This is a genomic window from Parashewanella tropica (assembly GCF_004358445.1).
Lineage (GTDB): Bacteria > Pseudomonadota > Gammaproteobacteria > Enterobacterales > Shewanellaceae > Parashewanella > Parashewanella tropica.
In genome coordinates this window covers 1,252,273-1,277,497 of sequence record NZ_CP037951.1, presented here as the reverse complement: position 1 = coordinate 1,277,497, position 25,225 = coordinate 1,252,273, and the positions used below count along the sequence as shown (strand labels likewise).

At 39.7% G+C, this 25,225-nt stretch carries 26 protein-coding genes; 14 read left to right on the top strand and 12 right to left on the bottom strand.

Annotation, left to right across the window (positions count from 1 at the left end):
- The first annotated feature begins 154 nt into the window (after window positions 1–154).
- The 4 genes from E2H97_RS05390 (at window position 155) to E2H97_RS05375 (ending at window position 4,265) form a co-directional block, all read left to right on the top strand.
- Window positions 155–670, top strand: coding sequence for a TRAP transporter small permease subunit (locus E2H97_RS05390; protein ID WP_246029059.1), 516 nt, complete (start codon window positions 155–157; stop codon window positions 668–670).
- Complete coding sequence (locus E2H97_RS05385) at window positions 670–2,034, top strand: TRAP transporter large permease (RefSeq protein WP_133406194.1); 1,365 nt, start codon at window positions 670–672, stop codon at window positions 2,032–2,034. Before E2H97_RS05390 ends, E2H97_RS05385 begins: the two co-directional genes overlap by 1 nt.
- Before the next feature lie 14 nt (window positions 2,035–2,048).
- On the top strand, window positions 2,049–3,143 hold the full coding sequence (locus E2H97_RS05380) for a TRAP transporter substrate-binding protein (RefSeq protein ID WP_133406193.1): 1,095 nt from the start codon (window positions 2,049–2,051) through the stop codon (window positions 3,141–3,143).
- 360 nt (window positions 3,144–3,503) lie between these two features.
- A complete protein-coding gene (locus E2H97_RS05375; protein WP_133406192.1) occupies window positions 3,504–4,265 on the top strand; it encodes a hypothetical protein in 762 nt (253 codons plus the stop codon).
- Between the two features lie 456 nt (window positions 4,266–4,721).
- Here E2H97_RS05375 and E2H97_RS05370 read toward each other — a convergent pair whose 3' ends face one another.
- Window positions 4,722–5,597: a LysR family transcriptional regulator gene (locus E2H97_RS05370; protein ID WP_133406191.1), complete on the bottom strand. Its 876-nt coding sequence runs from the start codon at window positions 5,595–5,597 to the stop codon at window positions 4,722–4,724.
- A gap of 110 nt (window positions 5,598–5,707) precedes the next feature.
- Between E2H97_RS05370 and E2H97_RS05365 the strand changes: the two genes are divergently transcribed.
- Window positions 5,708–6,085 (top strand): YybH family protein, encoded by a 378-nt coding sequence (locus E2H97_RS05365; RefSeq protein WP_133406190.1) that lies wholly within the window; start codon window positions 5,708–5,710, stop codon window positions 6,083–6,085.
- A 393-nt stretch (window positions 6,086–6,478) separates the two neighbouring features.
- Here E2H97_RS05365 and E2H97_RS05360 read toward each other — a convergent pair whose 3' ends face one another.
- From E2H97_RS05360 to E2H97_RS05350, 3 genes are all read right to left on the bottom strand, one after another.
- The gene (locus E2H97_RS05360) at window positions 6,479–7,420 is read right to left on the bottom strand and encodes a LysR family transcriptional regulator (RefSeq protein WP_133406189.1); all 942 of its coding nucleotides are present in this window, start codon (window positions 7,418–7,420) and stop codon (window positions 6,479–6,481) included.
- A 340-nt stretch (window positions 7,421–7,760) separates the two neighbouring features.
- Window positions 7,761–9,002, bottom strand: a complete 1,242-nt coding sequence (locus tag E2H97_RS05355) for an ammonium transporter family protein (RefSeq protein ID WP_133406188.1) — start codon at window positions 9,000–9,002, stop codon at window positions 7,761–7,763.
- Between the two features lie 17 nt (window positions 9,003–9,019).
- Complete coding sequence (locus E2H97_RS05350) at window positions 9,020–9,358, bottom strand: P-II family nitrogen regulator (RefSeq protein ID WP_133406187.1); 339 nt, start codon at window positions 9,356–9,358, stop codon at window positions 9,020–9,022.
- Window positions 9,359–9,709: 351 nt separating this feature from the next.
- Here E2H97_RS05350 and E2H97_RS05345 point away from each other — a divergent pair, with 351 nt between their 5' ends.
- Window positions 9,710–10,369, top strand: coding sequence for a nitroreductase family protein (locus E2H97_RS05345; RefSeq protein WP_133406186.1), 660 nt, complete (start codon window positions 9,710–9,712; stop codon window positions 10,367–10,369).
- 1 nt (window position 10,370) lies between these two features.
- On the opposite strand, the gene E2H97_RS05340 is transcribed toward E2H97_RS05345, so the two are convergent.
- The 3 genes from E2H97_RS05340 to trmB all read right to left on the bottom strand — a co-directional run bounded on the left by E2H97_RS05340 (window position 10,371) and on the right by trmB (window position 13,110).
- Window positions 10,371–11,297: a LysR family transcriptional regulator gene (locus E2H97_RS05340; RefSeq protein WP_133406185.1), complete on the bottom strand. Its 927-nt coding sequence runs from the start codon at window positions 11,295–11,297 to the stop codon at window positions 10,371–10,373.
- 111 nt (window positions 11,298–11,408) lie between these two features.
- Window positions 11,409–12,221, bottom strand: a complete 813-nt coding sequence (locus tag E2H97_RS05335; RefSeq protein ID WP_133406184.1) for a YggN family protein — start codon at window positions 12,219–12,221, stop codon at window positions 11,409–11,411.
- A 172-nt stretch (window positions 12,222–12,393) separates the two neighbouring features.
- Window positions 12,394–13,110 (bottom strand): tRNA (guanosine(46)-N7)-methyltransferase TrmB, encoded by a 717-nt coding sequence (trmB, locus tag E2H97_RS05330; protein ID WP_133406183.1) that lies wholly within the window; start codon window positions 13,108–13,110, stop codon window positions 12,394–12,396.
- 282 nt (window positions 13,111–13,392) lie between these two features.
- On the opposite strand from trmB, the gene mutY reads away from it, so the two are divergent.
- The 3 genes from mutY (at window position 13,393) to nhaC (ending at window position 16,447) form a co-directional block, all read left to right on the top strand.
- A complete protein-coding gene (gene mutY, locus E2H97_RS05325) occupies window positions 13,393–14,469 on the top strand; it encodes an A/G-specific adenine glycosylase (RefSeq protein ID WP_133406182.1) in 1,077 nt (358 codons plus the stop codon).
- Window positions 14,470–14,472: 3 nt separating this feature from the next.
- Window positions 14,473–14,745 carry an oxidative damage protection protein gene (locus E2H97_RS05320; RefSeq protein ID WP_133406181.1) on the top strand — a complete coding sequence of 91 codons (273 nt, stop codon included), beginning with the start codon at window positions 14,473–14,475 and terminating at the stop codon, window positions 14,743–14,745.
- Window positions 14,746–14,995: 250 nt separating this feature from the next.
- Window positions 14,996–16,447, top strand: coding sequence for a Na+/H+ antiporter NhaC (gene nhaC, locus E2H97_RS05315; protein WP_133406180.1), 1,452 nt, complete (start codon window positions 14,996–14,998; stop codon window positions 16,445–16,447).
- Window positions 16,448–16,485: 38 nt separating this feature from the next.
- Here the strand turns inward: nhaC and E2H97_RS05310 are convergent, their stop codons facing one another.
- The 5 genes from E2H97_RS05310 to E2H97_RS05290 form a co-directional block, all read right to left on the bottom strand.
- Window positions 16,486–17,814, bottom strand: a complete 1,329-nt coding sequence (locus tag E2H97_RS05310; RefSeq protein WP_133406179.1) for an NAD(P)/FAD-dependent oxidoreductase — start codon at window positions 17,812–17,814, stop codon at window positions 16,486–16,488.
- Between the two features lie 64 nt (window positions 17,815–17,878).
- A complete protein-coding gene (locus tag E2H97_RS05305; RefSeq protein WP_133406178.1) occupies window positions 17,879–19,069 on the bottom strand; it encodes a hypothetical protein in 1,191 nt (396 codons plus the stop codon).
- Window positions 19,070–19,112: 43 nt separating this feature from the next.
- Window positions 19,113–19,664, bottom strand: a complete 552-nt coding sequence (locus E2H97_RS05300) for a GNAT family N-acetyltransferase (RefSeq protein WP_133406177.1) — start codon at window positions 19,662–19,664, stop codon at window positions 19,113–19,115.
- A gap of 11 nt (window positions 19,665–19,675) precedes the next feature.
- Window positions 19,676–20,701 carry a low-specificity L-threonine aldolase gene (gene ltaE / locus E2H97_RS05295; protein ID WP_133406176.1) on the bottom strand — a complete coding sequence of 342 codons (1,026 nt, stop codon included), beginning with the start codon at window positions 20,699–20,701 and terminating at the stop codon, window positions 19,676–19,678.
- An 83-nt stretch (window positions 20,702–20,784) separates the two neighbouring features.
- The gene (locus tag E2H97_RS05290) at window positions 20,785–21,339 is read right to left on the bottom strand and encodes a DUF4136 domain-containing protein (RefSeq protein WP_133406175.1); all 555 of its coding nucleotides are present in this window, start codon (window positions 21,337–21,339) and stop codon (window positions 20,785–20,787) included.
- Window positions 21,340–21,515: 176 nt separating this feature from the next.
- Here E2H97_RS05290 and E2H97_RS05285 point away from each other — a divergent pair, with 176 nt between their 5' ends.
- The 5 genes from E2H97_RS05285 to E2H97_RS05265 all read left to right on the top strand — a co-directional run bounded on the left by E2H97_RS05285 (window position 21,516) and on the right by E2H97_RS05265 (window position 25,211).
- A complete protein-coding gene (locus E2H97_RS05285; protein ID WP_133406174.1) occupies window positions 21,516–21,827 on the top strand; it encodes a hypothetical protein in 312 nt (103 codons plus the stop codon).
- Window positions 21,828–22,007: 180 nt separating this feature from the next.
- The gene (gene yciH, locus E2H97_RS05280; RefSeq protein ID WP_133406173.1) at window positions 22,008–22,337 is read left to right on the top strand and encodes a stress response translation initiation inhibitor YciH; all 330 of its coding nucleotides are present in this window, start codon (window positions 22,008–22,010) and stop codon (window positions 22,335–22,337) included.
- 29 nt (window positions 22,338–22,366) lie between these two features.
- The gene (locus tag E2H97_RS05275; protein ID WP_133406172.1) at window positions 22,367–22,930 is read left to right on the top strand and encodes a YqgE/AlgH family protein; all 564 of its coding nucleotides are present in this window, start codon (window positions 22,367–22,369) and stop codon (window positions 22,928–22,930) included.
- A gap of 9 nt (window positions 22,931–22,939) precedes the next feature.
- Entirely contained in the window at window positions 22,940–23,365 is a 426-nt protein-coding gene (gene ruvX, locus E2H97_RS05270; protein ID WP_133406171.1) for a Holliday junction resolvase RuvX, read from the top strand.
- A gap of 196 nt (window positions 23,366–23,561) precedes the next feature.
- Window positions 23,562–25,211 carry an HAD family hydrolase gene (locus E2H97_RS05265; protein ID WP_133406170.1) on the top strand — a complete coding sequence of 550 codons (1,650 nt, stop codon included), beginning with the start codon at window positions 23,562–23,564 and terminating at the stop codon, window positions 25,209–25,211.
- The last annotated feature ends 14 nt before the right edge of the window (window positions 25,212–25,225 follow it).

Sequence of the window (25,225 nt, the reverse complement as noted above, 5' to 3'; positions counted from 1 at the left end):
GGCAGCTGATTAGCTGCCTTTTTTATTTTCTAAATAAATTCTTGCCTACCACAAAGGGCAAGGTTTGTTCCTCTATTATCCTAAAGTATATATTGCTATAAAAACCATCATTCGGTATAAAAAAGCTACATAACAATTATTATAAGGCTGTACCGTGGTACAAGGAGAAGGAACAGAAAAGCTTACAACACAAATAGATAAGCTATCTACACTGTCAGGAAAAGGGATTGCGTGGTTAACATTATTCATGGTACTTACCATGACCACTGTCGTTATTCTAAGGTATGGCTTTGACATAGGCTGGATTTGGCTACAAGAAAGTGTGCTTTACATGCACGCTTTTGTGTTGATGATAGCCATGAGCTACACACTACTCGTCGACAAACATGTACGGGTCGATATTTTCTATCGCAACCTCCCTAAAACTAAAAAAAATAGAGTTAACCTCTTTGGGCATATCTTTTTTCTATTACCCACTTGCGGCTTCATCTTAATCATGAGCTGGCAATACGTTACTCAATCTTGGTCGATTTTAGAGTCTTCTCAAGAAGCTGGCGGATTACCGCTTATGTTCATTCTTAAATCCCTGCTCATCATCACACCTGTATTATTAACCCTTCAGACTATCGCTGAAATTATTAAGATTATCTTCATTAAGGAGGCAAACTAATGGAGTGGATTGCCATCTTAATGTTTGTGGTCACATGTGTGGTATTAATGCTGGGTTACCCCGTTGCTTTCTCATTAGCAGGAACGGCTCTCATCTTTGCCACCATAGGTGTTGTTACAGGAACGTTTGATTTCACCTTACTCAATGCCTTGCCGAGTAGGTTGTTCGGCATCCTAACCAACCAAACACTGATAGCCGTTCCCTTATTTGTGTTTATGGGAGTCATGCTAGAGAAATCTAAAATTGCCGAAGAGCTTTTGCTGTCTTTAACAAGAGCATTTGGCAGCCTGCCCGCGGGCATGGGAATAGCTGTTATTATTGTGGGCGCATTAATGGCAGCAAGCACGGGGATTGTTGGTGCAACCGTTGTGACAATGGGATTATTGTCTTTACCCACCATGCTTAAACACGGGTATAACCAAAGCTATGCAACGGGTGTGATAGCTTCAACAGGAACACTTGGGCAAATCATTCCGCCATCCATCGCCTTAGTTTTGTTAGGTGATGTATTATCGAGTGCATACCAACAAGCACAAATGTCTCAAGGTATATTCTCGCCTGAAACCGTATCTGTCGGAGACCTATTTGCCGCAGCCATTATTCCCGGTTTAGTACTTGTGGGGTTGTATCTGATTTATTCCTTAGCAATTGGTATTTTCAAACCAGAATGGACGCCTAAACAAACCCATCAAAGTAAGCTCAAGCTCAGTGAGTTATTAACCGGATTAATTCCACCCTTGGTATTAATCATACTAGTATTAGGCTCTATCTTATTAGGCTACGCCACACCGACCGAAGCCGCTGGCATTGGTGCTTGTGGCGCTTTAGTGATTGCACTGCTTAAAAAGAAACTATCTATAGAAACATTAAAAGACGTCACGATTAACACTACGACCATTACATCAATGGTGTTTATGATCCTAATTGGCGCTTCTATATTCTCGCTAGTATTTCGTGGCTTTGGAGGTGAAGAGCTTGTTCACTCTATGTTCCAGAATATTCCCGGTGGTCAGTTTGGTGCCATTTTGATTGTAATGGCGGTGATCTTTTTACTTGGTTTCATTCTAGATTTTATTGAAATCACCTTTGTCGTAGTCCCTCTTGTTGCTCCAGCATTATTTATGATGGGTGTTGATCCCATTTGGCTAGGCATAATGATAGCCATTAATTTACAAACCTCATTTTTAACCCCGCCCTTTGGCTTTGCTTTGTTCTATTTACGAGGCGTAGCACCAAAAGAAGTGAAAACATCAGCAATTTATAAAGGGGTTATTCCTTTTATTCTGATGCAAGTTCTGCTGATGATAGCGTTAGCAATATGGCCAGAAATGGCAACGAGTCTTCCTAAAATAATTTACAGCTAAATGGAGAATTAATAATGAACAAATGGATTAAAACACTATTTATCGGGATCGCCTCCCTGCCCTTGTTGGTAGGTTGTGGTAAGGACAACTCAACTAAAAAAGTAGCTGCCGAACAAAAGGTATATAACTGGAAATTAGTCACCAGTTGGCCTAAAAACTTTCCGGGGTTAGGTACTGCACCAGAAAATTTCGCTAAACAAGTGAATGAAATGAGTAACGGTAGACTGAACATTAAAGTCTACGGTGCTGGTGAAATCGTTCCGGGATTCCAAGTATTCGATGCCGTTTCTCAAGGCTCAGCACAAATGGGACACGCCGCTGCTTATTATTGGAAAGGAAAAATGGCTGCTGCCCCTATTTTTACAGCACTGCCTTTCGGCTTGAACGCACAAGAAACCAATGGCTGGTTGCATTACGGTGGCGGCCTTGAGTTATGGCGTGAACTCTACAAACCTTTTGGCGTAATTCCATTTGCAGGCGGGAACACTGGCGTTCAATCGGCTGGTTGGTTTAAAAAAGAAATTAACTCACTAGACGATTTTAAAGGCCTTAAAATGCGTATTCCGGGCTTAGGTGGTGAGGTTATTCAAAAACTTGGCGCGATTCCGGTTGCATTAACTGGCGGTGAGCTATTTACCTCTTTGCAATCGGGCGCCATTGATGCCACTGAGTGGGTTGGTCCATACAATGATTTAGCTTTTGGCTTTCACAAAGTAACCGATCACTATTACGCTTCAGGCTGGCATGAGCCGGGCGCAATGCTTGAGTTCACTGTAAATGAAAAAGCCTTCAATGAACTACCTAAAGATCTGCAAAAGATTGTTGAAGTTGCCACCAGAGCCGTCAACCAAGATATGCTTGATGAATACACTGCACGTAATAACGCTGCTTTAAAAACCTTAAAAACTAAACATGGTGTCGAGGTTAAAACTCTACCAGCAGATGTGATGCAAGCATTGAAAAAAGCCAGTTCTGAAGTGTTAGCCGAGCAAGCGGCTGCCGATCCAATGTTTGCAAAGGTGATGGCGTCTTATGCTAAGTTCCAAAAACAAGTTGGCGCTTATCATATGATTTCTGAAGTTGAGTATTATAAGAATCGAGAGTTGTAATACCTTGGGCTTTCAGCCCAAACCCGACCAAGAAAGGGGTATACAGCAACCCCTCTCTTGGATCTCTCCATGCCGCCCCGACGAAGCTAATCGTTTCAAATGCTATTGAATAAATGACTAACGCCTCTGATGGTACATCCATGTACCTCAGAGCCTAGCCCGACATCCATGTCGGGCTCACGCCATTTTATATTCAATAGCGTCTGAAACAGCTTCGAAGGGAAGTTAGGTGCACCATCTATTTAAGGTAACATTTTATTAAATATAAGTTTTTATTGATTACCATATTGATTTTAATTTATTTGTTCCAATATTGATTAATGCACTACTTCAACTTAATTTGATCTTTAAGGAATTAACGTGATTTTTTTCGTTGGTATACTAGTAATCATAGTTGTCGCAACTTTAATCATTTCAATTTGTTGTATTCTGTATCCCTGTTTTCTTACTAAAGAACAAATTGCTTTACTTCCCGTAATGGCAATAAGCTCTGGTGTATTAATTGCCTCTATTACTTATCTTCGTGATAAGAAAAAGCATGAAAATGAAGAAGCCCTCAAAAACGACGAGCTTTTATTAAAAATTGCCAAAGAAGGGTTTGATGAAGTTTACAACCTAATTTATGAACAAGATAACTCTAGAGTAAAATGGATTCGAGCAGCTAGAGTTCTATTGAATACACTAGATATAGAGAGGTTAATCGTTACACCAATAATAAAAAGATCATATAAAACTCATATGGAATACACTCGAATTAATTTATATCAATCTCTTTTGATTCCCTCTCAGAACCCCGATAACTCAGATGATGAATCACTACCACCGCACTTTTTCTACGGTATAAAAGATTGGAAAGAAAACACACTAAGCCTTGATGAAGCTTCCAAAGCAGCTAGATCAACATGTCAAGCATTTCGAATAAGTATTGATAAAGTAACGCCTGAGCCCAAACTTTTAGAATTAGATCCTCGTTCAGTGATTGCTATATATGACTTCGTATGTGATTACGATAAATCATATAGTGATATACTTTCCCAAGTAAATGAGTGGGATAGTGACTATGCGAGCGCCTTTGGGATAAAACAAGGACCTGCTAGATATATTGCACATACAAATAAATAGCTTTTAAAACAATTAAATCATTTTCAACATTCGCTACAAAATATACAGAAAAGAGAACCTCCCCCTTCGGAGTTGTTTAGATAATGATTGAATGAAAAATGGCGTAAGCCCGACATGGACGTCGGGCTAGGCTCTGAGGTACATGGATGTACCATCAGAGCCGTTAGGCATTTATTCAATCATTATCGAAACGCTTAACTCCGTCAGGGCGGCACGGAGAGATCCAAGAGAGGGGTTGCTGTAGACCCCTTTCTTGGTCGGGGGTGGGCAGAAAGCCCACGACTTTAACTGACTGATACGCAGTATCGGAAGTAAATCTAACCAGTGTGGTGTGTAACACCACGACTTTGTATCCTTCGTAGAAGTTTTCAATTTATCTAAACAAATACTACTAAAAAAGCAAAAAGACACTGGATGCCTGATTACAGCATTCAGGCATGACGAGTTGTTAGTAAATCAACAACTTCCCTTAGCCACCAACTCCCCTTCTATCCCCTCCAAACAAACCCTGACATTCAAAGGTAAGTTATCCATAAAAGGATAAACCGCATAAACCTTGTTAATGGGTAACTGATACTCAGGGTATATCTCCACCAGCTTGGGCCTCATTTGTTTAAATAAAAAGTCAGGCACTACACCAATGCCAACCTTGTTATTCAATAACGAAAGGCAGGTGTGAAATGAATTAGCCACGCATTTGGCTTTAGCAGTAAATTCTAATTCATCCTTAGTCTTATGATGCTTAAATTGATGGTAAATATGAGCCCCTTGCCAACTGTTTGCAATATAAGCGTTATCCACACCTGCACCATCATTCATAAAGCATGGATGCCCACATAACACGTCTCTGAATTGTCCAATCCTGCGTTGTTTCATACCACTGTTTGGAGATGGACCTACTCGAATGGCTAAGTCGATATCTTCTTTACTCAGATTGAGTAATCGATCGTTACTGATTAACTCAGGTTGAAGCTCTGGATAGGTTTGCATTAGTTGAGTAATGGCAGGCACCACAATGGTATCCATCAACGCGTTAGGTGCGGTAATTTTAACTTTACCTTTGGGGATAGACTGAGTTTCTTTGGCTTGTAACCACGCATTTTCAGCGAGTTCATTAAGTTGCTTACAATGGCGATAAAAAGCTTCACCCGCAGGAGTAAGTGACTGACTTCTGGTTGTGCGCTTTAACAGCACAACATCAAGTTCAGTTTCTAATAATTTGAGTTGGTGGCTTATGACCGATTTAGATAAATCCAAGGCTTCTGCCGCTGCTGAAATAGAGCCTTTATCTACCACATGAGCAAATACCGACATATACCTAAATTGCTTCATAGTCCACCCTCATTGTCCCATTTTATCTAACAGTACTTTCTGATTACTTTGTTTTTATGGCTCAATTTTAAATTTACTATTGGGTAAAGTCATCAAGATAAAGGTTCAATATGTCTTCTAATGAAACTCTAGAGTTATGCAAACAGGGTATTGCTGCTTGGCAAACTGCTTTTAATAATCAAGATGCTGCGGGTTGTGCGGCACAATATCAGCAAGATACGGTAATGGAAGCATTGCCGTTCGGTACCTTTACTGGACGAGAAGAGATCCAAGCTTTCTGGCAAAACATTATTGATCAAGGCTTTAAAGACGTTGATTACACTGAAGTAACTTGGACGCCAGAAGAAAATGGTAACGGTTATATTCTGGCTTCGAAATGGACAATGAACAAAGCATTTGGTGTTGTACATCGTGAGCACTGGGTGATTGATAGCGATGGTAAAGCACGCTTAGCGAGCGATAAATTTGAAGTTCAAGGCGAAAGATAAGAAAAAAATAACCCCAGCAAAAGCTGGGGTAACCAAATGAGGGTAATGGTTCTAAAGTCAATAACTCGAAATGGTTAAGTTACTGACACCATCGCAAAACTTGTTAATAAATTAACTGATTTGCCTATCTCAGATAAAAGGGGTCGTTTTTTATCTCAGATAAGAATCAAATCATTTTGTAACGGTTTTGTCATTGTATTGATATCAGAACAGAGTTCAACACCCTGTTATCGTTTTTTTAACAATGACTTTCACTGTTTAAAATGCAACCGACTCACCCAAAAACCCATAACTACCTGTTTTAAAAAGCTTTTACTCTAAAAAACAGAAATTATTAGAACAGTATTCTATAAAGAAAACAATGTTTTCATATTTTCCTTGTATAAAAACAAGCTACTTTCTTTCTTCATAGAGGCTCGCAAGGTTTTTATCCCAGTACGGCGGAGTCCCAATATGCTCTTTAATAAACTCAATAAATACACTTACTTTAGGTGCAAGATGCTTACGACGAGGATAAACGGCTTGTAATGGTAAGTGGTTGGTTAACTGCCAATCACGTAATAACGGAACCAAAGTTCCCTTTTCAATTTCATCTTCTAATAAGTATGAAGCCAAATAAACAACACCTAACCCGCTAACGGCAGCTGACTTCAGTGCTGGTGCATTATCGACTTTAAAGTTACCCGAAACACCTATTTCACAGTAGTCTTCACCACGTTTAAACTGCCATGTGCTGTGCTCATGCCACTCACCATGATAAACAAGGCAGTTATGCTCGACCAATTCTTCTGGGCGTTTCGGCTCTCCGTGTTTTGCAACATAGTCAGGAGAAGCCACCAATACAAATTGGCTTTTCATTAGAGGACGAGCCACCATGCCTAGCGGTAATTGCTCAGACATTGTGAGCAATAAATCTAAACCTTCGTTTACAACATCAACTTTGTGATCAAGTAAGCTCACTTGCAATGAAAGCTCAGGATGTTTTGCCATAAAGTCTGGCAGAGCAGGAATAATGTGCATCGTACCGAAAGACTGGGAGATCCCTACTTTCAATACTCCTCGAGTTGATTCATTGAGATTGTGGACACTGGCAACCGATTGCTCAACATCTCTGAGTAACTCTTCACCTTGCTCATAAAGCATATTGCCAGCTTCGGTAAGGCTTAAGCTACGTGTAGTCCTTTGAATTAACTGTATACCAAGCTTATGTTCTAGATCAGCAACTTGGGTACTAACCTTTGATTTTGAAATTCCTAACTTTCGTGCTGCTGCACTAAAGCTGCCAGCACGAGCAACATGGGTAAAAATAGCAATAGGTTCTAACAATTCGAGCATGAAAGCCGCCTTTAGTAACGCAACATCATTTGACACTGAATCTGATCTAGGAGAATTATCTCTTTGGGTATGATCAAATTGGGTATTTTGTTCAACAACTGCAAAATGAAAGTAAAGCAGAGGTGAATACTTGTTATAGCTTGTGCATTATATCAAACAGTGTTGGTAATACTCCAGCAAATGAAACACTGTGTTTGTACTTTTCAGTCATCAATAATGCATAAAAACACTCTTATGCCGATATGTTAATCAATGGACAAAATAATTCATTTTTTAAATCTAAATAAAAGTAGCGACATATCGTTTATAAATATGCCGCAGAATTAAACTTGTATTTATTTTATCGAGTTGTGAATTCAGGATAAGCTTCCATTCCACACTCGATAAGATCTAAACCTTGCAACTCTTCTTCTTTAGTCACTCGTAAACCAACAAGCTTTTTGATAAGTAACCAAAATACGATTGAAGTCAAAAACACCCAAGAAAAGATACAAACAATGCCATAAAGCTGTGATAAAAATGATGCTTTTTCATTGGCTAAAGGAACAAACAGTAACCCCAATACTCCAGCAATACCATGCACAGAAATCGCACCAACAGGATCGTCAACTTTCAATTTATCCAGTGCGATAATGGATAAAAATACAATCGCACCTGCAAACAAACCCAAAATTAAAGTTAATAGCACAGATGGAGAATAAGGGTCTGCTGTGATCACAACTAACCCTGATAAAGCTCCGTTAAGTAACATGGTTAAATCGATTTTTTTAAAGATTAACTTAGAAAGAAGTAGTGAACCTATAACGCCACCAGCCGCAGCAGTATTAGTATTTACAAAAATCTTGGCAACTGCATTGGCATTTTCAATGTCTGCAATAGCGAGTTGAGAGCCACCATTAAAACCTAACCATCCCATCCATAAAATCATTGTTCCTAACGTTGCTAAAGGCAGGTTTGCACCGGGAATTGGACTTATACCGTTTTTGTTATATTTGCCTAAGCGTGGACCAATTAGCAAAACGCCAGCCAATGCCGCTGCTGCTCCAGCTAAGTGAACAGTGCCAGAGCCTGCAAAATCATAAAAGCCTGCTTCTGATAAAAAGCCGCCCCCCCAATTCCAAAAGCCTTGAACGGGGTAGATAAAACCTGCCATAACCACACTGAAAATTAAAAATGCCGTTAATTTCATTCTTTCGGCTACGGCTCCCGAGACAATAGAAAGTGCAGTTGCTACAAAAACAACTTGGAAAAAGAAGTCAGCGTAATTTGAAAAACTGATAGGATCATCTGCAGCAGCAATCACTGAACCGACCGAGTTTTCATCGTTGAGTAGAACCCCAAAATTAACCCAAAAACCACCTTTATCACTGCCATACATTAAGGCGTAACCTGTGATTAAAAATGCAATACAAGCAATCGAGTATAAAGCCACATTTTTAGTTAAAATTTCTGTAGTATTTTTGGTTCTGATCAAGCCAGCCTCAAGCATAGAAAAACCAGCAGCCATCCACATAACCAGTGCCCCAGACATGAGAATGTAAAACGTATTTAGCGCATAAGATAAAGAAATATACTGTTCCATTGAATTATCACTCCTTGTTAGATGGCATCAACACCGGTTTCGCCCGTACGGATCCTGATAACATCTTCAACAGGAGTAACAAAAATTTTTCCATCACCAATACGACCTGTGTTGGCTAAAGTTATTATTGTTTCAATTAATTGTTCTGATAAATCTTCATCAACTAGAACCTCAATTTTAACTTTGGGCAGAAAATCCATCGAATATTCCGCACCACGGTACAACTCTGTTTTTCCCTTTTGTCGCCCAAAACCTTTTACGTCTGTAACGGTAAGTCCTGTAATCCCTATCTCCGTTATTCCTAATCGAACATCTTCCAATTTAAAGGGCTTGATTATGGCTGTTACAAGTTTCATTTTGCCTCCATACATAATGTTTAAAATTTGTTAACAGCAGTAACTTTGCCAATTTGCAATTGAATGATATTTAGTGATTAGAACCTTCATCAAAAAAATACTTAACCAGTTGTTTTTAAATAAAATAACAATGGCAACTTCAGTAATCTGACTTGAAAATACACTGAAGATAATAAGAAATGAAGAATAAAAACCGCACCATACACAACTGCAAACGCACCAAAATAGTGCAAAATTTAAACTTCTAGATTATGGGTAATTTTTTCCACAGTGATTGGAAGCAACTGTTATTTATCCATACGTTCAAATTCTCTATGATGCCCTCAATTCGACAGTATTGAGGAAAAAGCCATGTCTCACCCAATTATTAAAGATTTGAACAATCGCTATACCGCAAAAAAATACGATGCAACTAAACGTATCTCTGCTGAATACATTGATGTCATTAAAGAGGCGATTCGTCTTTCTGCATCTTCAATCAACTCACAGCCTTGGAAGTTCATCTTTTTAGAAAGTGAAGAAGCAAAGAAACGTTTTCATAATACGTTTGCGAATATGTACCAGTTTAACCAGCCTCATGCTACTGAAGCTTCACACATCATCTTGTTTGCCCATAATCCTAAATTTAATAAAGAGGATTATCGTAAAGTCGTTGATGCTGAAGTTGCCTCTGGTCACTTAGACGCTGAACACTATGACAACATGCTAAATGGCGCATTTGCTTTTGCCGAATTAAACACTGATGAGTCAGGTGTAAATAGAAACTGGACGAAAGCACAAACTTATATTGCATTAGGTAATATTTTGCATGTTCTTGCTCGCTTAGGTATTGCTTCAACACCTATGGAAGGCGTTGACCAACAACTTATCGGTGAAGAGTTCGCAAACGAACTTGGTGGTTTTGAATGTGATTTTGCGCTTGCTATGGGCTATCACTTGGACGGTGAAGATTATAATCATGGCCGCCCTAAAGCTCGTTTACCTATTGAAGACGTTGTTACTGTTCTTTAAATCACTCTAAATTTGAGAGCCAACGTGGAGGAGTGCCGATGTGTTCCTCCACTGCTTGTAAAAAACGACGCGCCAGCATCGAGCTTTTGATGTGAGGATACAGCGCATAAATGCCTGCTTCCTTGTTAGCAACTTTATATTGAGGTAATAAAGTCACCAAACCGGATTCTGAAATTGGTTTATCTAAAATAGAAGCATCAAAAAAGCTGTAACCAAGCCCGTCCACTACTGAATTAATCAAGGTTCGAATATCACTTACTTTATAGCGCCCTTGAAGTCGAATGTTCTTATTTTTCTCACTGTTACCCTTGTGAATAAGAGTTAGTTGATCGAGAGTGATGTCAGAGTTTTTATAAACAACACTAGGTAAACTCTCTAACTCTTCTGGTGTTAGAGGCAAGCCATATCTTTCAACAAAGCTTTGAGAAGCCACCAGCACATAATTAACATCCGCAATTTTCTTAGCGATAAGTCGAGAATCAACTAACTTGCCAAACCTAAAAGCTAAATCAAAATTATCTGAAATAATGTCCGATTTTATATCTGAGAGACAATGTTCAATTTCAATATCTGGATAGGTTCTTATAAAATCAGTAATCACTGGCGATAAATATAAGTGCCCGAAATAATTAGGGGAAGTAATTCTAAGCCTTCCTTTAGGCTCTGATTGATAAGAACTCGCAATATACTTAATTTCATTTAAGTTATCTTTAAGCTTCAGAGTCGTTGCAAGAACTTCATCACCAGCCGGAGTAAGGGAAAATGAGCGTGTCGAACGATTAAGCAATCTCACCCCTAAATCCGCTTCTAATTGTTTAATTTTTTTTGATAAAGACGACCTATCCATATCGTGTAAAGCCGCAGCTTTAGTGAACGAACCTTGTTGTACTACATCTAAAAATAACAACAGCTGACTGCTTAATGCCATTGAAAAATCATCACTCAATTATTAATTGACATACTTTAGCATAAAAAAAGGCGCAACTAGTGCGCCTGAACTTCCAAGGAGATAAGGGAAGACAATGTTAGGAAACTGATCTTAAATACTTTGTTCTTTGCTCGACTTCTGATTGTAAATCGTAGCGGGTAGTGCTTTTAACTCAGGAATAGCTACTCTCACCTCTTGCTCTAGCGTCGCTAGCGCTTTGAAGTTATCACACATCATGTCAGCTTTTTGTTCGAACTCCGCTGCTCTCGCTTCAACACGGGTTTCTATCTCTTGTGCCATGTTTTCCATTTTTTGCTCGAATGCAGTTAGCTTTTCGCTAAAGCTGCCGCCATCCGATGACATAAGTTGAGCGCCTACATTCATAAGAATACTGCCAATTGAACTTTTAACGGCACTTTCAACTTCTTCTTCAAAGTTATGGTCAAAGGCTTGCTCAATTGTCGATTCAGTTGCACCTAAGTGATAAGTATCGCCATCTTGGTATGCCACTTTTCCTACGCGCTCTTGAACCTTTTCCATAACGTCTTCCAACTTACCGCTGGCATCTTCACCTAAAAGAGGAGTAAGGGCTGATCCCATAGCATCTGATGCTAACTCGACAGCGCCATTTACTAACTCAATAACCTGAGGAACTTGCTCTCCCAGCTCTTGGCGGTATTCAGATAGAAGATGTTTTTGACTGTCATCTAATGCGATTTGTTTATCATTTACAAATAAGCGGTCACCGACAATACGATATCGCTCATTTCCATTATCAGTGATAGTCAAAGCATTAGCTGAAGCTGAGATATCGTAATTAAGTGAAATATTACATTCTTTACGGTGTTCATCATGAGCCAGTGCCGAAGAAGTAACGAATGAGCTAGCAATGATTAACGCTGTTGTGGTTTTAGCAAAAGTCATGGTGAAGTTCCTTTATCGTTAAGTTGAACAAGCTATATCAGGAACTGTGCCAAAAATTATAACCAATTGTTTTAAATGGTATTTTCAATAAAAGGAAGGAAGTGTAGAGAAATGATATAAAATTGATAAAACCAAGAGTTAGCAAAATTTACTAACTCTTGGTAAAAATTGACTAACTAATTTTTTCAAACATAAGATCCCAAACACCGTGACCGAGTCTTTGGCCACGCGCTTCGAATTTAGTTAAAGGACGATGCTCTGGACGTTCAACATAGTTATTAGTTGTAGATTGGTTTTTGTAACCTTCAGCGGCATCCATAACTTCTAGCATGTGCTCTGCATAATTTTCCCAGTCGGTCGCCATGTGGAATACACCGCCAACTTTTAACTTTCGTCTTAGTAATTGCACAAATTCAGCTTGAACAATACGACGTTTGTGATGACGCTTTTTGTGCCAAGGATCTGGGAAGAATAATTGCACGCGAGCTAATGAACCGTCTGCAATCGAATTTTCTAACACTTCAATCGCATCGTGGTGATATACACGAAGGTTCTTCACTTCTGCTTCTGCCGCACTCGCCAAGCAAGCACCAACGCCCGGTTGATGTACTTCAATACCAATGTAGTTTTGCTCTGGAGCGGCAGCAGCCATTTCAACTAAAGAAGCGCCCATGCCAAAACCAATTTCAAGAACCGTATCAGCATCACGACCAAATACAGACTCTAAATCGATTGATTCAGGGCTGTAATCTAATCCCATTGTTGGCCATTGAGTTTCAATAGCGTGTGCTTGCCCTTTGGTCAAACGACCTTCACGTAATACAAAGCTTCTAACTTTACGAAGGTACTTGCCTTCTTCATTAAATTCAGCGGTGGTAACTTCGCTCATTATTGCCTCAAATATCTACAGCATCATAAAAGATGAGGCATTATAGCTAAATCAATATAAATTGGCATACTCAGCTGGAGTTAAAAGGAATTTAGGCAAGGCTAATTGGTGAAAACATAGTCATCCTACGTTGAGACAATTTAACGCAGCATAAATTTCTTTTAAGCCAGCCTACTCTTGAGGTTCTGTGGAGACCACATTGTATTGATTTAGCTATACCAACAAAGTGAAAAACAGTGCAAGTCTCTTGTTTAGTTGATCGATGCCGATTACACTGCCGCCATGACAAAAATACCCTCTTTTTCAGATCGTATCATCGATTGGTACGACATTCACGGACGCAAAACCTTACCTTGGCAGCAGAGTAAAACCCCATATAAAGTATGGATTTCTGAAATCATGCTTCAGCAAACTCAGGTTGCTACAGTTATTCCCTACTTTGAAAAATTCATGGCAAGCTTTCCCAGTGTTTTAGACTTAGCTAATGCCGAACAAGACGAGGTACTCCATCATTGGACTGGACTCGGTTACTACGCCAGAGCAAGAAATCTACATAAAGCCGCTCAGCTTATTCGTGATAGATACCAAGGTCAATTTCCTGAATCCTTTGATGATGTGTTAAGTCTTCCTGGTATTGGTCGCTCAACGGCTGGTGCAGTGCTTTCTTTATCTTTAGGTCAGCACCATGCCATTTTAGATGGCAACGTAAAACGAGTGCTTGCTCGCCATGGCGCAATTTCAGGTTGGCCAGGAAAGAAAACCGTTGAAAACCAACTTTGGGAAATTGCGGATCGCTACACGCCTAAGTCAGAAATACAAAAGTACAATCAGGCCATGATGGATATTGGCGCCATGATTTGTACGCGCTCCAAGCCTAAGTGTGAACAATGTCCTGTCGCTTTCGACTGTCAAGCACAGCGGCAAGGAAAGCAAACCAATTATCCGGGTAAAAAACCTAAAACGGAAAAGCCAGTTAAAGCCACCCATTTTTTAGTACTAAAGCAGAATGGAAAAGTGTTACTGAAACAACGCCCATCAAAAGGTATTTGGGGTGGGCTATGGTGCTTTCCTGAATTTGAAACGGCTACTGAATTAGAGCAATACATACAAACGACTAAAATACTCCCTAGTAGTGTTCAAAGCTTATCTGGGTTTAGACATACCTTTAGTCACTATCATTTAGATATTAGTGCTTCTTTGGTAGACTTGGACAATAACCATAATCAAGTAATGGAGCCTCTAGTTTCAGGTGGTTACTCAGAAATGTGGTTTAATTTATTCGCCCCTGAAAAAGTTGGGCTAGCAGCGGCTACAGAAAAGATCTTGGCCGAAGTAAGATCGATAGAAGATGAGGAATAAAATATGGCTCGCACAGTAAATTGCGTGTATCTAAATAAAGAAGCTGACGGTCTAGACTTTCAACTTTATCCGGGTGAAATTGGCAAGCGTATTTTTGATAACATCAGTAAAGAAGCTTGGGGACTTTGGCAAAAGAAACAAACCATGCTGATCAACGAACATAAGCTGAATATGATGAATGCTGATGATCGCCAACTACTAGAAAAAAACATGGTTGAATTTTTATTTGAAGGTAAAGAAGTCAAAATCGAAGGCTATGTACCAGAGGATAAATAATTACCATTTTATAACGGTGGTCAACTTAAGTTGATCACCATTGTGTTCAGCACAATCATTCCATTTATCTAGCTTAAGACCGATTTAGTCAGAATCAAAAATACAAGCCCTGCTCACAGTAATATTTCCCTCAGCTGATACAATTTTTAATTCACTGTAGATTTAACAAAATCCAATTCGACAAAGCCATGTGATTTATGTCACGATTTAGCCAAACGATAAAAAAATAAAGTTTCAAGGAAACTGAATAATGTCACAACATAAACCAGCCTCTTCGCTGGATGCGCTATTGCCTGTTTTTGCACTTATATGCATGTTAATGGCATCGGTATATCTTTTTTCATCTGATAGTTCATCTGGTGCAAACCAAATCGCCTTAATACTTGCTGCCTGTGTCGCACTCGTTGTTGGTGTAAAAAATGGTTTTACATGGAAAGAAATGGAACAAGGGATCATCGAGGGCATCAGTGTAGCCACCCCAGCCTTACTCATTTTATTTAGTGTAGGTTCACTCATTGGTACTTGGATTTTAGCCGGTACTGTACCAACCATGATTTATTATGGAATGCAGATCCTAAGTCCCACATATTTTTATGCCGCTTGCTGTATCTTATGTGCAGTTATCGCCCTGAGTATTGGCAGCTCATGGACTGTTGCAGGTACCTTAGGTATCGCCTTAATCGGCATTGCTGGCGCTATGGGACTAAGTGTTGAAATTACCGCAGGTGCTATCATCAGTGGTGCTTATTTTGGTGATAAAATGTCACCACTTTCAGACACGACTAACCTCGCTCCTGCTGTTGCCGGTACCGATATTTTCAGCCATATTCGCCATATGACTTGGACAACCGTACCGAGTATTATTATTGCGCTAGTGCTGTTTTTCATTATTGGATTAAACACCGATACTTCGCAATTTTCATCTAACCTTTCTACCAGTATGGAAGTTCTGCAACAAGAATTTGCCCCTAGTCCATTGTTATTGCTTCCTCTTTTGGTTGTGCTTGGCTTGGCTTATAAAAAAGTGCCAGCATTTCCAACCGTCATTATTGGTACACTAGCAGGTGCCGTTTGTGCTGCGTTATTTCAGTACGATGCCATCATTAAGTTTGTTAATGACGACTCATTACCTAGTGTTGTAGCAATCATCAAAGGTATTTGGATTGCTATGTTTGATGGCTACACTTCGAACACTGGAGACTCAGTTTTAGATAGCCTGCTTAGTCGTGGTGGTATGAGTAGCATGGTAACGACTGTTTGGTTGATTTTATGTGCGATGGCATTTGGCGGCGTAATGGAAGTAACTGGCTTGTTAGCTCGATTACTTGAAGGCGTACTTAAAGCTGTTCGTGGTAGTTCAAGCCTGATCATTGCCACTTTAGGCTGTGGTATTGGAGCCAACGTGGTTTGTGGTGACCAATACATCGCAATCCTATTGCCGGGAAGAATGCTGAAACTTGAATATCCAAAACACGATTTAGCACCTGTGAATTTAAGTCGTACTCTAGAAGACTCTGCCACGATCACCAGCCCGTTAGTGCCATGGAATACTTGTGGTGCCTTTATGGCAAGTACACTGGGCGTAGCAACCTTAGCCTACCTACCTTTTGCTTTCTTTAACTTGATTTGCCCATTAGTAAGTGGCACTTACGCTTACTTTAAGTTCAAGATTGAGCCTTTAGAGCACGAAGCGACTGCTTAAATGATAAAAGGGAGCCTCGGCTCCTTTTTTGTTTGTATCTATAAAATTGAATCTTTCATGCAGCCATAATGGTAATAAGCCCATTGTCCCCAGCGTCGAAAACGACTGAATGGCACACTTGGTAACGGAGAGGAATACAAAGGCAAATCAGGTACTGGTTGCCCTGCTATCGATTGTGCCAACCGATAGCCTGCTTGAGCGCTGTACGCGACTCCAGAACCACAATACCCCAGTGAATACCCAACGCCATTTTTTTCAAAAATATGGGGCATATCGTCAAAGGCTGCCGCAATCCATCCCGTCCAATTAAAATCGACTTTACTATTGCTCAAAGCAGGAAAGGCACTGTTTAACGCTCGCTTCAGCCTTTGACCGTATTTAGGATTTGCAGCATCTTTTCCCCAAACCGCACCACGACCACCAAATAATAAACGGTTGTCGGGTAATAGACGGTAGTAATACTTGAGAATTCGGGTATCCATCACCACTTGACGAGTTTTTAATCCCGCGGCTTCAAGAATGTTGTTACTCAAAGGCTCAGTAACGATCACATTACTCAGAATCGGCAAAAATTTGTTATCAATTTGAGAATTAAACCTTTTTGGTAGATAGGCATTACCACAACAAACAACTTTGTTTGCTATGACTTCTCCTTGGTTAGTGATCAATCTATGCCGACCTTGCTCTTCTATCCAATCTTCAACACACGAATTTTCGTAAATAGGCACGCCAACTGATTGAACTAACTTCTTATAACCCAGTAATAATTTAAGAGGGTGAATGCCAAAACCTTGTTGAATACGCAAAGCGCCATGTGCTTGTTGGTGATGCATGTATTCATCAAAAAGCACTTGTTTTGACAAGATCTGAGAATCACTACCAAAGTGGCGCTGCATGTATTCATTAGCAGACTCTAATTGCTGCATCGCTTTCGGACTATGGGCGATTTTTAGGTAACCATTTTCTTGTCTATCACAATCAATATGATGATCCGATATCAATGCATCAACACGCTCAACAGCTTCAGAGAATTCATTAAAAATTCCTTTGGCTACTGACAAATCCCAGCGTTTAGCCATCTGCGGATAACTCAAGCGTCCAGAGCCTTTTAGCACGAACCCTGCGTTTCGAGCACTGGCTCCAAAACCAACTTGATTGGCTTCAATTACAATACAGTCAATACCTTGCTCAATAGCGAGATAGTAAGCCGTCATTAAACCAGTGTAACCACCACCAATAATGGCAATGTCTGTTTGAATGGATTGTTGAAGTGAATCTTGTGCTGTACCTAAAGGAACTGAGTTTGCCCAATAGCTTTGAGCAAACTCTTGTTGAAATGGTGACGTGTTAACTAATGGGTCGTACATCCTTGACTCATTCTTGGAAGAACCGAATAAGCCAATCATACAAGTTTAAAGAAGCAATACAAAACTATAGGTCAGCCCTAAATTGACTCAAATGTTGATTCACTACATCTTGTGCAACCTTCAAACATTGCACCTGCTCTGTAGTAAATGGCCTGTCTGGATGTTCAAGCGCACTGTTCACCAAATGCTTAACATAACCCAAATCCCATCGCCCCTTAACTCCTTTCGATTGAGCAATTTTTTCAAAATTATCCTCAGTCATTTTATAACCATCATGCTTTATTTTTCGAACAAAGTCCTTTGCAACATAAAGCTTGTGCCCATCAATTTTATTGCCATTGCTTACTTCTGAGGCATAGGTTCGACTGCAAGCATTAAGTAGTGCAACCTGATGATACATAAGAGGGGCATTTCCCCTGATGACATCATTCAGTTCTTGTTTAATATACCCCGGCACACCAATATTTCTAGCTCTGACATCCAAGCTTATTTTATTAGCCAAGGCGATATCAACCTCTAAGTTTACTGCTCTTGCCCAATTGCGAATACCATTTGCTTGCTGACCTTCGTGTTGTATTAATTTATGCGCGGCATCTAAACAAGTTACTTCTGCTGGTGATAATACTTTTGGTCTTGTATCCACTGCTGACAATAATAGATGCCTGATGTCATCAGCCTTACCTAAATGCGAAAGATTAGGTTGGTGACTTAACTGATCGGCTATACCATCATTGAATTGAACTTGATGCTGAATTGCCCATTGACGAAATCCTTGAAGCTTAGGTGATAGAACAAACTGTTCCCCAGGCTGTGCTCCTGCTACTTGTACAGGAGTACGAGTAGGGGCCGCTTCCATATATTGCCGCCCGACAATGTTTGATAAAAACCCCTCCATCCTACTAGCGATATTATTTAAACCCGCATCAAAATCAGCTTCATAAGCATTTTGGTTAGGAATAACCGTAGCTTGATAGCGTTGAAGATTAAGACTGACCTCTACGTCCTGAGCTTCAGTAGATCTACGACCAAAAAAAAACGCTAAAAATCTAGCCACGTAGCCAGTATTTTTATCATCAACTCTGTACTGACCTGTATCGCTTTGAGAAACCTTAAAGCTTTTCTTTACCTCAACACCTTTCGATGACGTGTAATTTAGGCTCCATTCTGATTGGGGTCTAAGCTTTGGATCACTGTCCTGTTTAATTTGGGTTACGAGCTCAGAAACTTTTGAAGAATAGTTACCACCAACTGACATAAACTTACCTTTAGCTCATCCTTGAGTAATAAAGGAAGTATAGTCAAAAAATCAAAATCATTTCACAAGCTGTACACTGGCACTCACCACGGCATAAAGCACAGTTATAATCTGGATTAAACTCTCGATTCCAACGATTGGGATGCTCTTTGATTAACACTCCTCCCGCCTTAGAAAAGTATTTCACAGCTGAGTTGTTTGGACTTTGCTTCCATAAATGAGAAATACCCGCCTTAGCCCCTTGCTTTTTGACGGCCTGTATTGAAGCATCAAGTAACTTTCCTCCAAGCCCCTCACCTCGCGCTTCTTCTGCTACCGTATTGCATTTGAAATAACAGACATCATTAGGCTTAATTGACCACTTTTCCTCAGAGCACCACCTATCCAAAGGCCATTGACCAGCTGCATAAGTTAATCGGAAACCTACCAATACTTTATCTTTATAGGCCACAAAATGAGGATTTATTCCGTTTTTAATTCCCTTTGAATAGATGTCATGTAACTCTTGTTGATTTATGTAACCTTCACCATGAACACAGCAACCTAACTCTATAACATCTTGAAAATCCTGTTTTGTTAATTGACGAATTATCATGATGCTCACTTTTACCTGTTATACGATTTTTTTATAAAATCCTTGATGACGATGACAGCTTTATGAATGTCTTGTTGATTTATATCTTTATGAGTAACTAGCCTTAAATGTTGAGAAGGGTAAATTAATATTCCTTGCTGTTTTAATATATGAGCCATTTCCTTGGGGTTTATGTGTTTTGGTAAATCAACAAACATCATATTGGTTTGTACTTGCTCACTATCGATTGACAGCTCTTCAATAGTGGACAGCTCTGTTAACAATAACTGTGCATTTTCATGGTCTTCCGCCAATCTATCAACTTGTTCAGTCAGCGCCAATCTTGCTGCCGCCGCTAATATTCCAGCTTGACGCATTCCGCCACCTAAGACTTTTCTCCAGCGCCTTGCTCGGCCGATCAGATCTTCTGAACCTAAGAGTAGAGAACCTACAGGAGCGCACAAGCCCTTGGATAAACAAATAGAAACAGAATCGAAATGATCGGTGATGGCATTAATCGATAAATTTTGGGCAACTGCAGCATTAGCCACTCTAGCGCCATCTAAGTGAATTTTTAAACCATGATTGAACGCGAAAGCTTGAGCTTTAGCCAAATACTCTTGAGGTAAGACAATACCACCTATGGTATTTTCTAAACTTAATAACTTAGTGCGAGCAAAGTGAAAATCATCGGGTTTAATAGCCGCTTTAGCGTCATCTAAATCGATAGTACCATCAAGCTGATTGGCTAATGGTTGAGGCTGAATACTGCCTAAAACTGCTGCTCCACCACCTTCAAATTTATAATTATGGGCTTGCTGACCACAAAGATACTCATCCCCCCGTTCACAATGACTCATTAATGCCAATAAATTAGCCTGAGTGCCAGATGAAGTAAACAACGCAGAATCAAAGCCAAACATGTCTGCGGCTAACTCTTGAAGTTCATTAACAGTTGGATCATCGCCAAAAACATCGTCACCGACTTTGGCGTTCGCCATGGCTTCACGCATAGCTTGAGTGGGTTGGGTAACGGTATCGCTTCTAAGATCAATCATAGAGTGGTGTCATCGCTTAAAATAATGACAACACTCTACCGATTATTTGGATTTAAAAAAAGTCGAAAACTCTTTTTGAACAGCTACTTCTCAGGTTTAGGAGGGAAATTCGATAAAATGTCACCAACCATTTTATTGATATTCTCAGTCTTCTTCTCTGGTGTTTTGTAGTTGCGAATAATATCTCGACTAGAACCACGCCAAATTAACTCACCGGTTTTATTATCAACAAGATCGATAAATAGCGTACCGACTTTGTATTCCCTAACATGAGTCGTGGTTGAGCCTGTTCCTCCCCACCACCAATTACGAGTATATGGAAAATAACCAAAATTCGAGTGGAAAGTATCTACATCAAACTTCTTTTCTTTCTGAGTGATATAGTTCACTAAAACATCAGCCGATTGCTTATTTACTTTCGTCAATCCTTTCGCTTGTAACTGCTCATTAACTGCGTGATGAATACGCTGACTCATTAAGCCATCTAACTGATAACCTTCTTCACCCGCTCTCTTATTAACCCATGCAAACGTTTTGTATTGGCTAAAATCCACTTTGGGATTGTAATCCCAATTTCCACGAGTCGAGCTACATGCCGTTAACATCAACGCCATGATTAAAATTAAGTACTTTTTCATATTACTCCTCCAGCAAACCGTTGCCCATTAAAGCAACCCATATTGCACTATATAGCTACCACTTTACTTACCAATACATTGTTCTTCAAACAAATTTGCACAAATTTACCATTTTAATTGACAAGGGAAAAGATCTTAATGATAATTATTATCAATAAATAGAAGGAGTCAGTGTCATGCTTTGGATCATTTCAGCAATTGCTTTAGGCAGTTTGGTATTTTTGTACTCCCGCCAAACAATCTCGCCAATAGCTGCTCTTGAACAAAGGCTTGAGCTTAGTCATGGCCTAATAAGTAGCTTGGTCACTATTGCTCTTACTGTCTTCGCGGTGTGCTTCGTCATTACCTTATCGGCTCCTTCAATAAAAGGATATACAGCAATTAGTTTTGCTATGACTTCCGTATTTATTGCTATTCCTAAACTTCATCGCTTTATTTTACCTTCTGCCATTACCACAGGTGTATTATTACTATCTTGGTTGTTCTAGAAACTGTTCTAAATAAATCTTAATTTTCCCCTGTTTGGGTATTAATTGAGTCTTTGTTAGACTTATATTATTCACTCATTATTTGCGCTTAGATCCTACCTCGAGTTTTGGTAAGATCCATATCTATCGCTATTTACATTTCAAAGTAATATAAATTACTGATTTTAGGGATTCTAAATCATGAGAATCGACGATGATGTTGCCTTAGTTTTCAGCACAGAAACAGGTCGTATAAAACAAGAAAAACAACCCGATGATATCCCACAAGGTGATGGCATTGTTAGAATTCATAGAGACAGCAAAGGTCGTAAAGGCAAAGGTGTCTCTATTGTGAAAGGCTTAGGTTTAGATGCCAAAGCATTAAAGACACTCGCTCAAAAACTAAAAAAACAATGCGGTTGTGGTGGAACAGTAAAAGACTTCAATATCGAAATACAAACCGATAACCGAGAACAGTTAAAGTCTCTGTTAGAAAAACAGGGGTATACTGTTAAGTTAGCAGGTGGTTAATACCTGAGAGAAGCAGTACAGGAGTTTTTATGGAGAGCTTACAAAACCAATTTCTCGTCGCCATGCCCTCACTTGATGATACCTTCTTCGAGCGCAGTGTTATCTATATGTGCGAACATGACGAAAAAGGCGCAATGGGTTTAGTCGTTAATCGTCCAATTGGTATAGAAGTAAATGAGCTACTAGAACAAATGGAGCTTAACACTCACACCATACTCCACTCAGTCGTTAAAGATTCCCCAGTCTTAGTTGGTGGCCCTGTTAGCCCAGATAGAGGTTTTGTACTCCACTCAACGCAACCTGGCTGGACAAACAGTTTAGCCATCACCCCAGAAATTATGGTAACGACTTCCCGCGATGTGTTAAGTGCAATGAGTAATCAAAAAGGACCTGACAGCTTTATTGTGGCTTTGGGGTATGCAGGTTGGGGACGAGGACAGCTCGAAGAAGAAATAGCTCAAAACTCATGGCTAACCATTCCAGCGTCTAATGAAATTCTGTTTGACATTGAACCAGAAAAGCGCTGGGAAATGGCGTGTAAATCTCTAGGGTTCGAACCTTGGCAAATGTCCTCACAAATTGGACACTCATAAGAGAAAATAATGACAACACAAACCGTTTTAGGGTTCGACTTTGGTACCAAAAGCATAGGTATCGCTGTCGGGCAAAACATCACTTATCAAGCATCGCCTGTTCAAGCGGTAAAAGCCAATGATGGTATTCCAAACTGGGATACCATTGAACAAATCATAAAAAAGTGGAATCCAACACTGCTGGTTGTCGGCTTGCCATTAAATATGGATGGAACAGAGCAACCTTTGACTCAGCGAGCGAGAAAATTTGCCAATCGCTTAAATGGTCGTTTTGGCATCAAAACAGAATTGCAAGACGAGCGTCTCACAACCACCGATGCAAAAGCGCGATTATATGAATTAGGCGGATACAAAAAATTAGCTAAAAACCAAATTGATGCGGTTTCTGCTGTATTGATTGTTGAGAGCTATTTTGAGAACCAATTTGGGGGGTGATGACTCCCTTTTCCCAATAAAAAGGCTTTTAAACCTCACTATATTTATCGGCTAAAAGCCATAAAACGTTCGCGTCAAATTACACTTCAATCAAAGAAATAAATACAAACAAATCAAAAATTAATTTTCAATTAATTCAGTCCCTTAAAATCTGTTCTATGCTAGTTACATAGTTAACTTCGCGTATGAGTTGTTTATGGCAGCCTCAAAACCATCCTCACTTCATCAAGGTCAAACGATGCCTTTTGAGCTTACGGCTCAAAAGTTCAATGATCTTAGTTCTTGCACACTTACATTATCTACTTCAGCTATAAAGTATATAGCTTCTCAATGTCCTCAAGCTGATAAAGAAGTCGTAACACTTCACACTAGTGGCACATTTGCAACAAAAGCAGATTATAAAGTTCACCGTAAAGCAGGGGAATTACCTGGCTTCAAACCTCAATTCAAAATCTCTTTGAATGGAAAAAAATATCAGGTAACTGCCGATACGAGTAAAGAAGGTCTCGGGGGGTTAGTCGACGTACAAGTTGAAATTATGGCTACAGAAATGACTATCAAGCTTAACGAGTACCTTGAGCAACAAAAATCAAGCCCTAAGTTGCCAGATAGAGACTTAGTCCAAAGTGAGCTTGATGAACACAGAGACGATGTTTCTCCTGCCGCAGTTAAGCTCTCAAAAATGCGTCCGACTTTACGTCGATTACCCGTTTTCAATAAACCTCGCACGGCAAAAGAACGAAGAAATCAAGCGAACCGAGAATCCAGAGCCTTTACCCTATGGGAAGGAATTCGAGAGCAAAGAGAAACAACGCAAGACCGTTTACAAATGGGCTTAACTTTGCAATACGTTAATCAGTCCATGCAAGAACAAAATCAACTTATTCAGTTATCGGATCTTATTGGCTGGGAATACCTCGAAGAGCAGAATGAAGTAGAACTAACTGAGGATAGAATTCAAGTTCGAAACTTTATACGTGATACTTTATTGGGTGATGAACCTAACAATGATGTCGCAGCCAAACCTGCAAAAGTTAAAACAGTAGTCGCACCGTCAAAGCCAAAAACATCAACCTCTATATCGGAACATATGGAAAGAGGAAAAGTGGAATCTGTTGCAGATGTGGCATGTAAGTCTCCATACTTTAAAGAAGATGTCGTACACCTAAGTGAACTTGTAGGTGCTGAGTTCGGAGAAAAACCAGTCGTCTTTTTTGACGCCGATGAAGTACTGGTTAAAGGAACTTACACTAAATTACCGCTCCCAAAACGTCCTAACTTTACAACATTGGAAAATCAAGGCCCTGAAATCTTAAAAGCAGTCATAAAGGATTTAAAAGCTAGTGGTGCTAATGTATATGTCCTAAGTGCGTCTGGACATAATTTCCTTCCAACTAAGCTTAGAGAAGCCGGAATTGATCCAAACTGGTTTGATGGCGTTTATGGTAAAGAGGGCCATGGAATGATCTTCGATGAGGAAGGTGAATACATCGGTGTTAAAAACAAAGGAGACAGAGCTTTTGAGATTTATAAGGAAAATGATTTAGATACTAGCCGCCCAATAGTTCTTATTGATGATGGTATGGATAACTTAGATGCCATGGCCGAAGCAGCTAAGCGTTTAGGCTGTAGATATACACCCGTTCACTTTACTGGAGCCATTGAACATCGACATATGCAATTAGCACAATACGGTTTCATCAAATATGAATCCTTAGAAGGATATTATGTCGATCACAATGAAGAGAAAGAAATTGCACTCAGAGCCAGAACCAAAAAGGCTGAATTGTCGACAAAAAACATGACAAATCTAGTATTGAGAGGCTCAACACAAACAGATATATAAGTAAAAACGCCTCA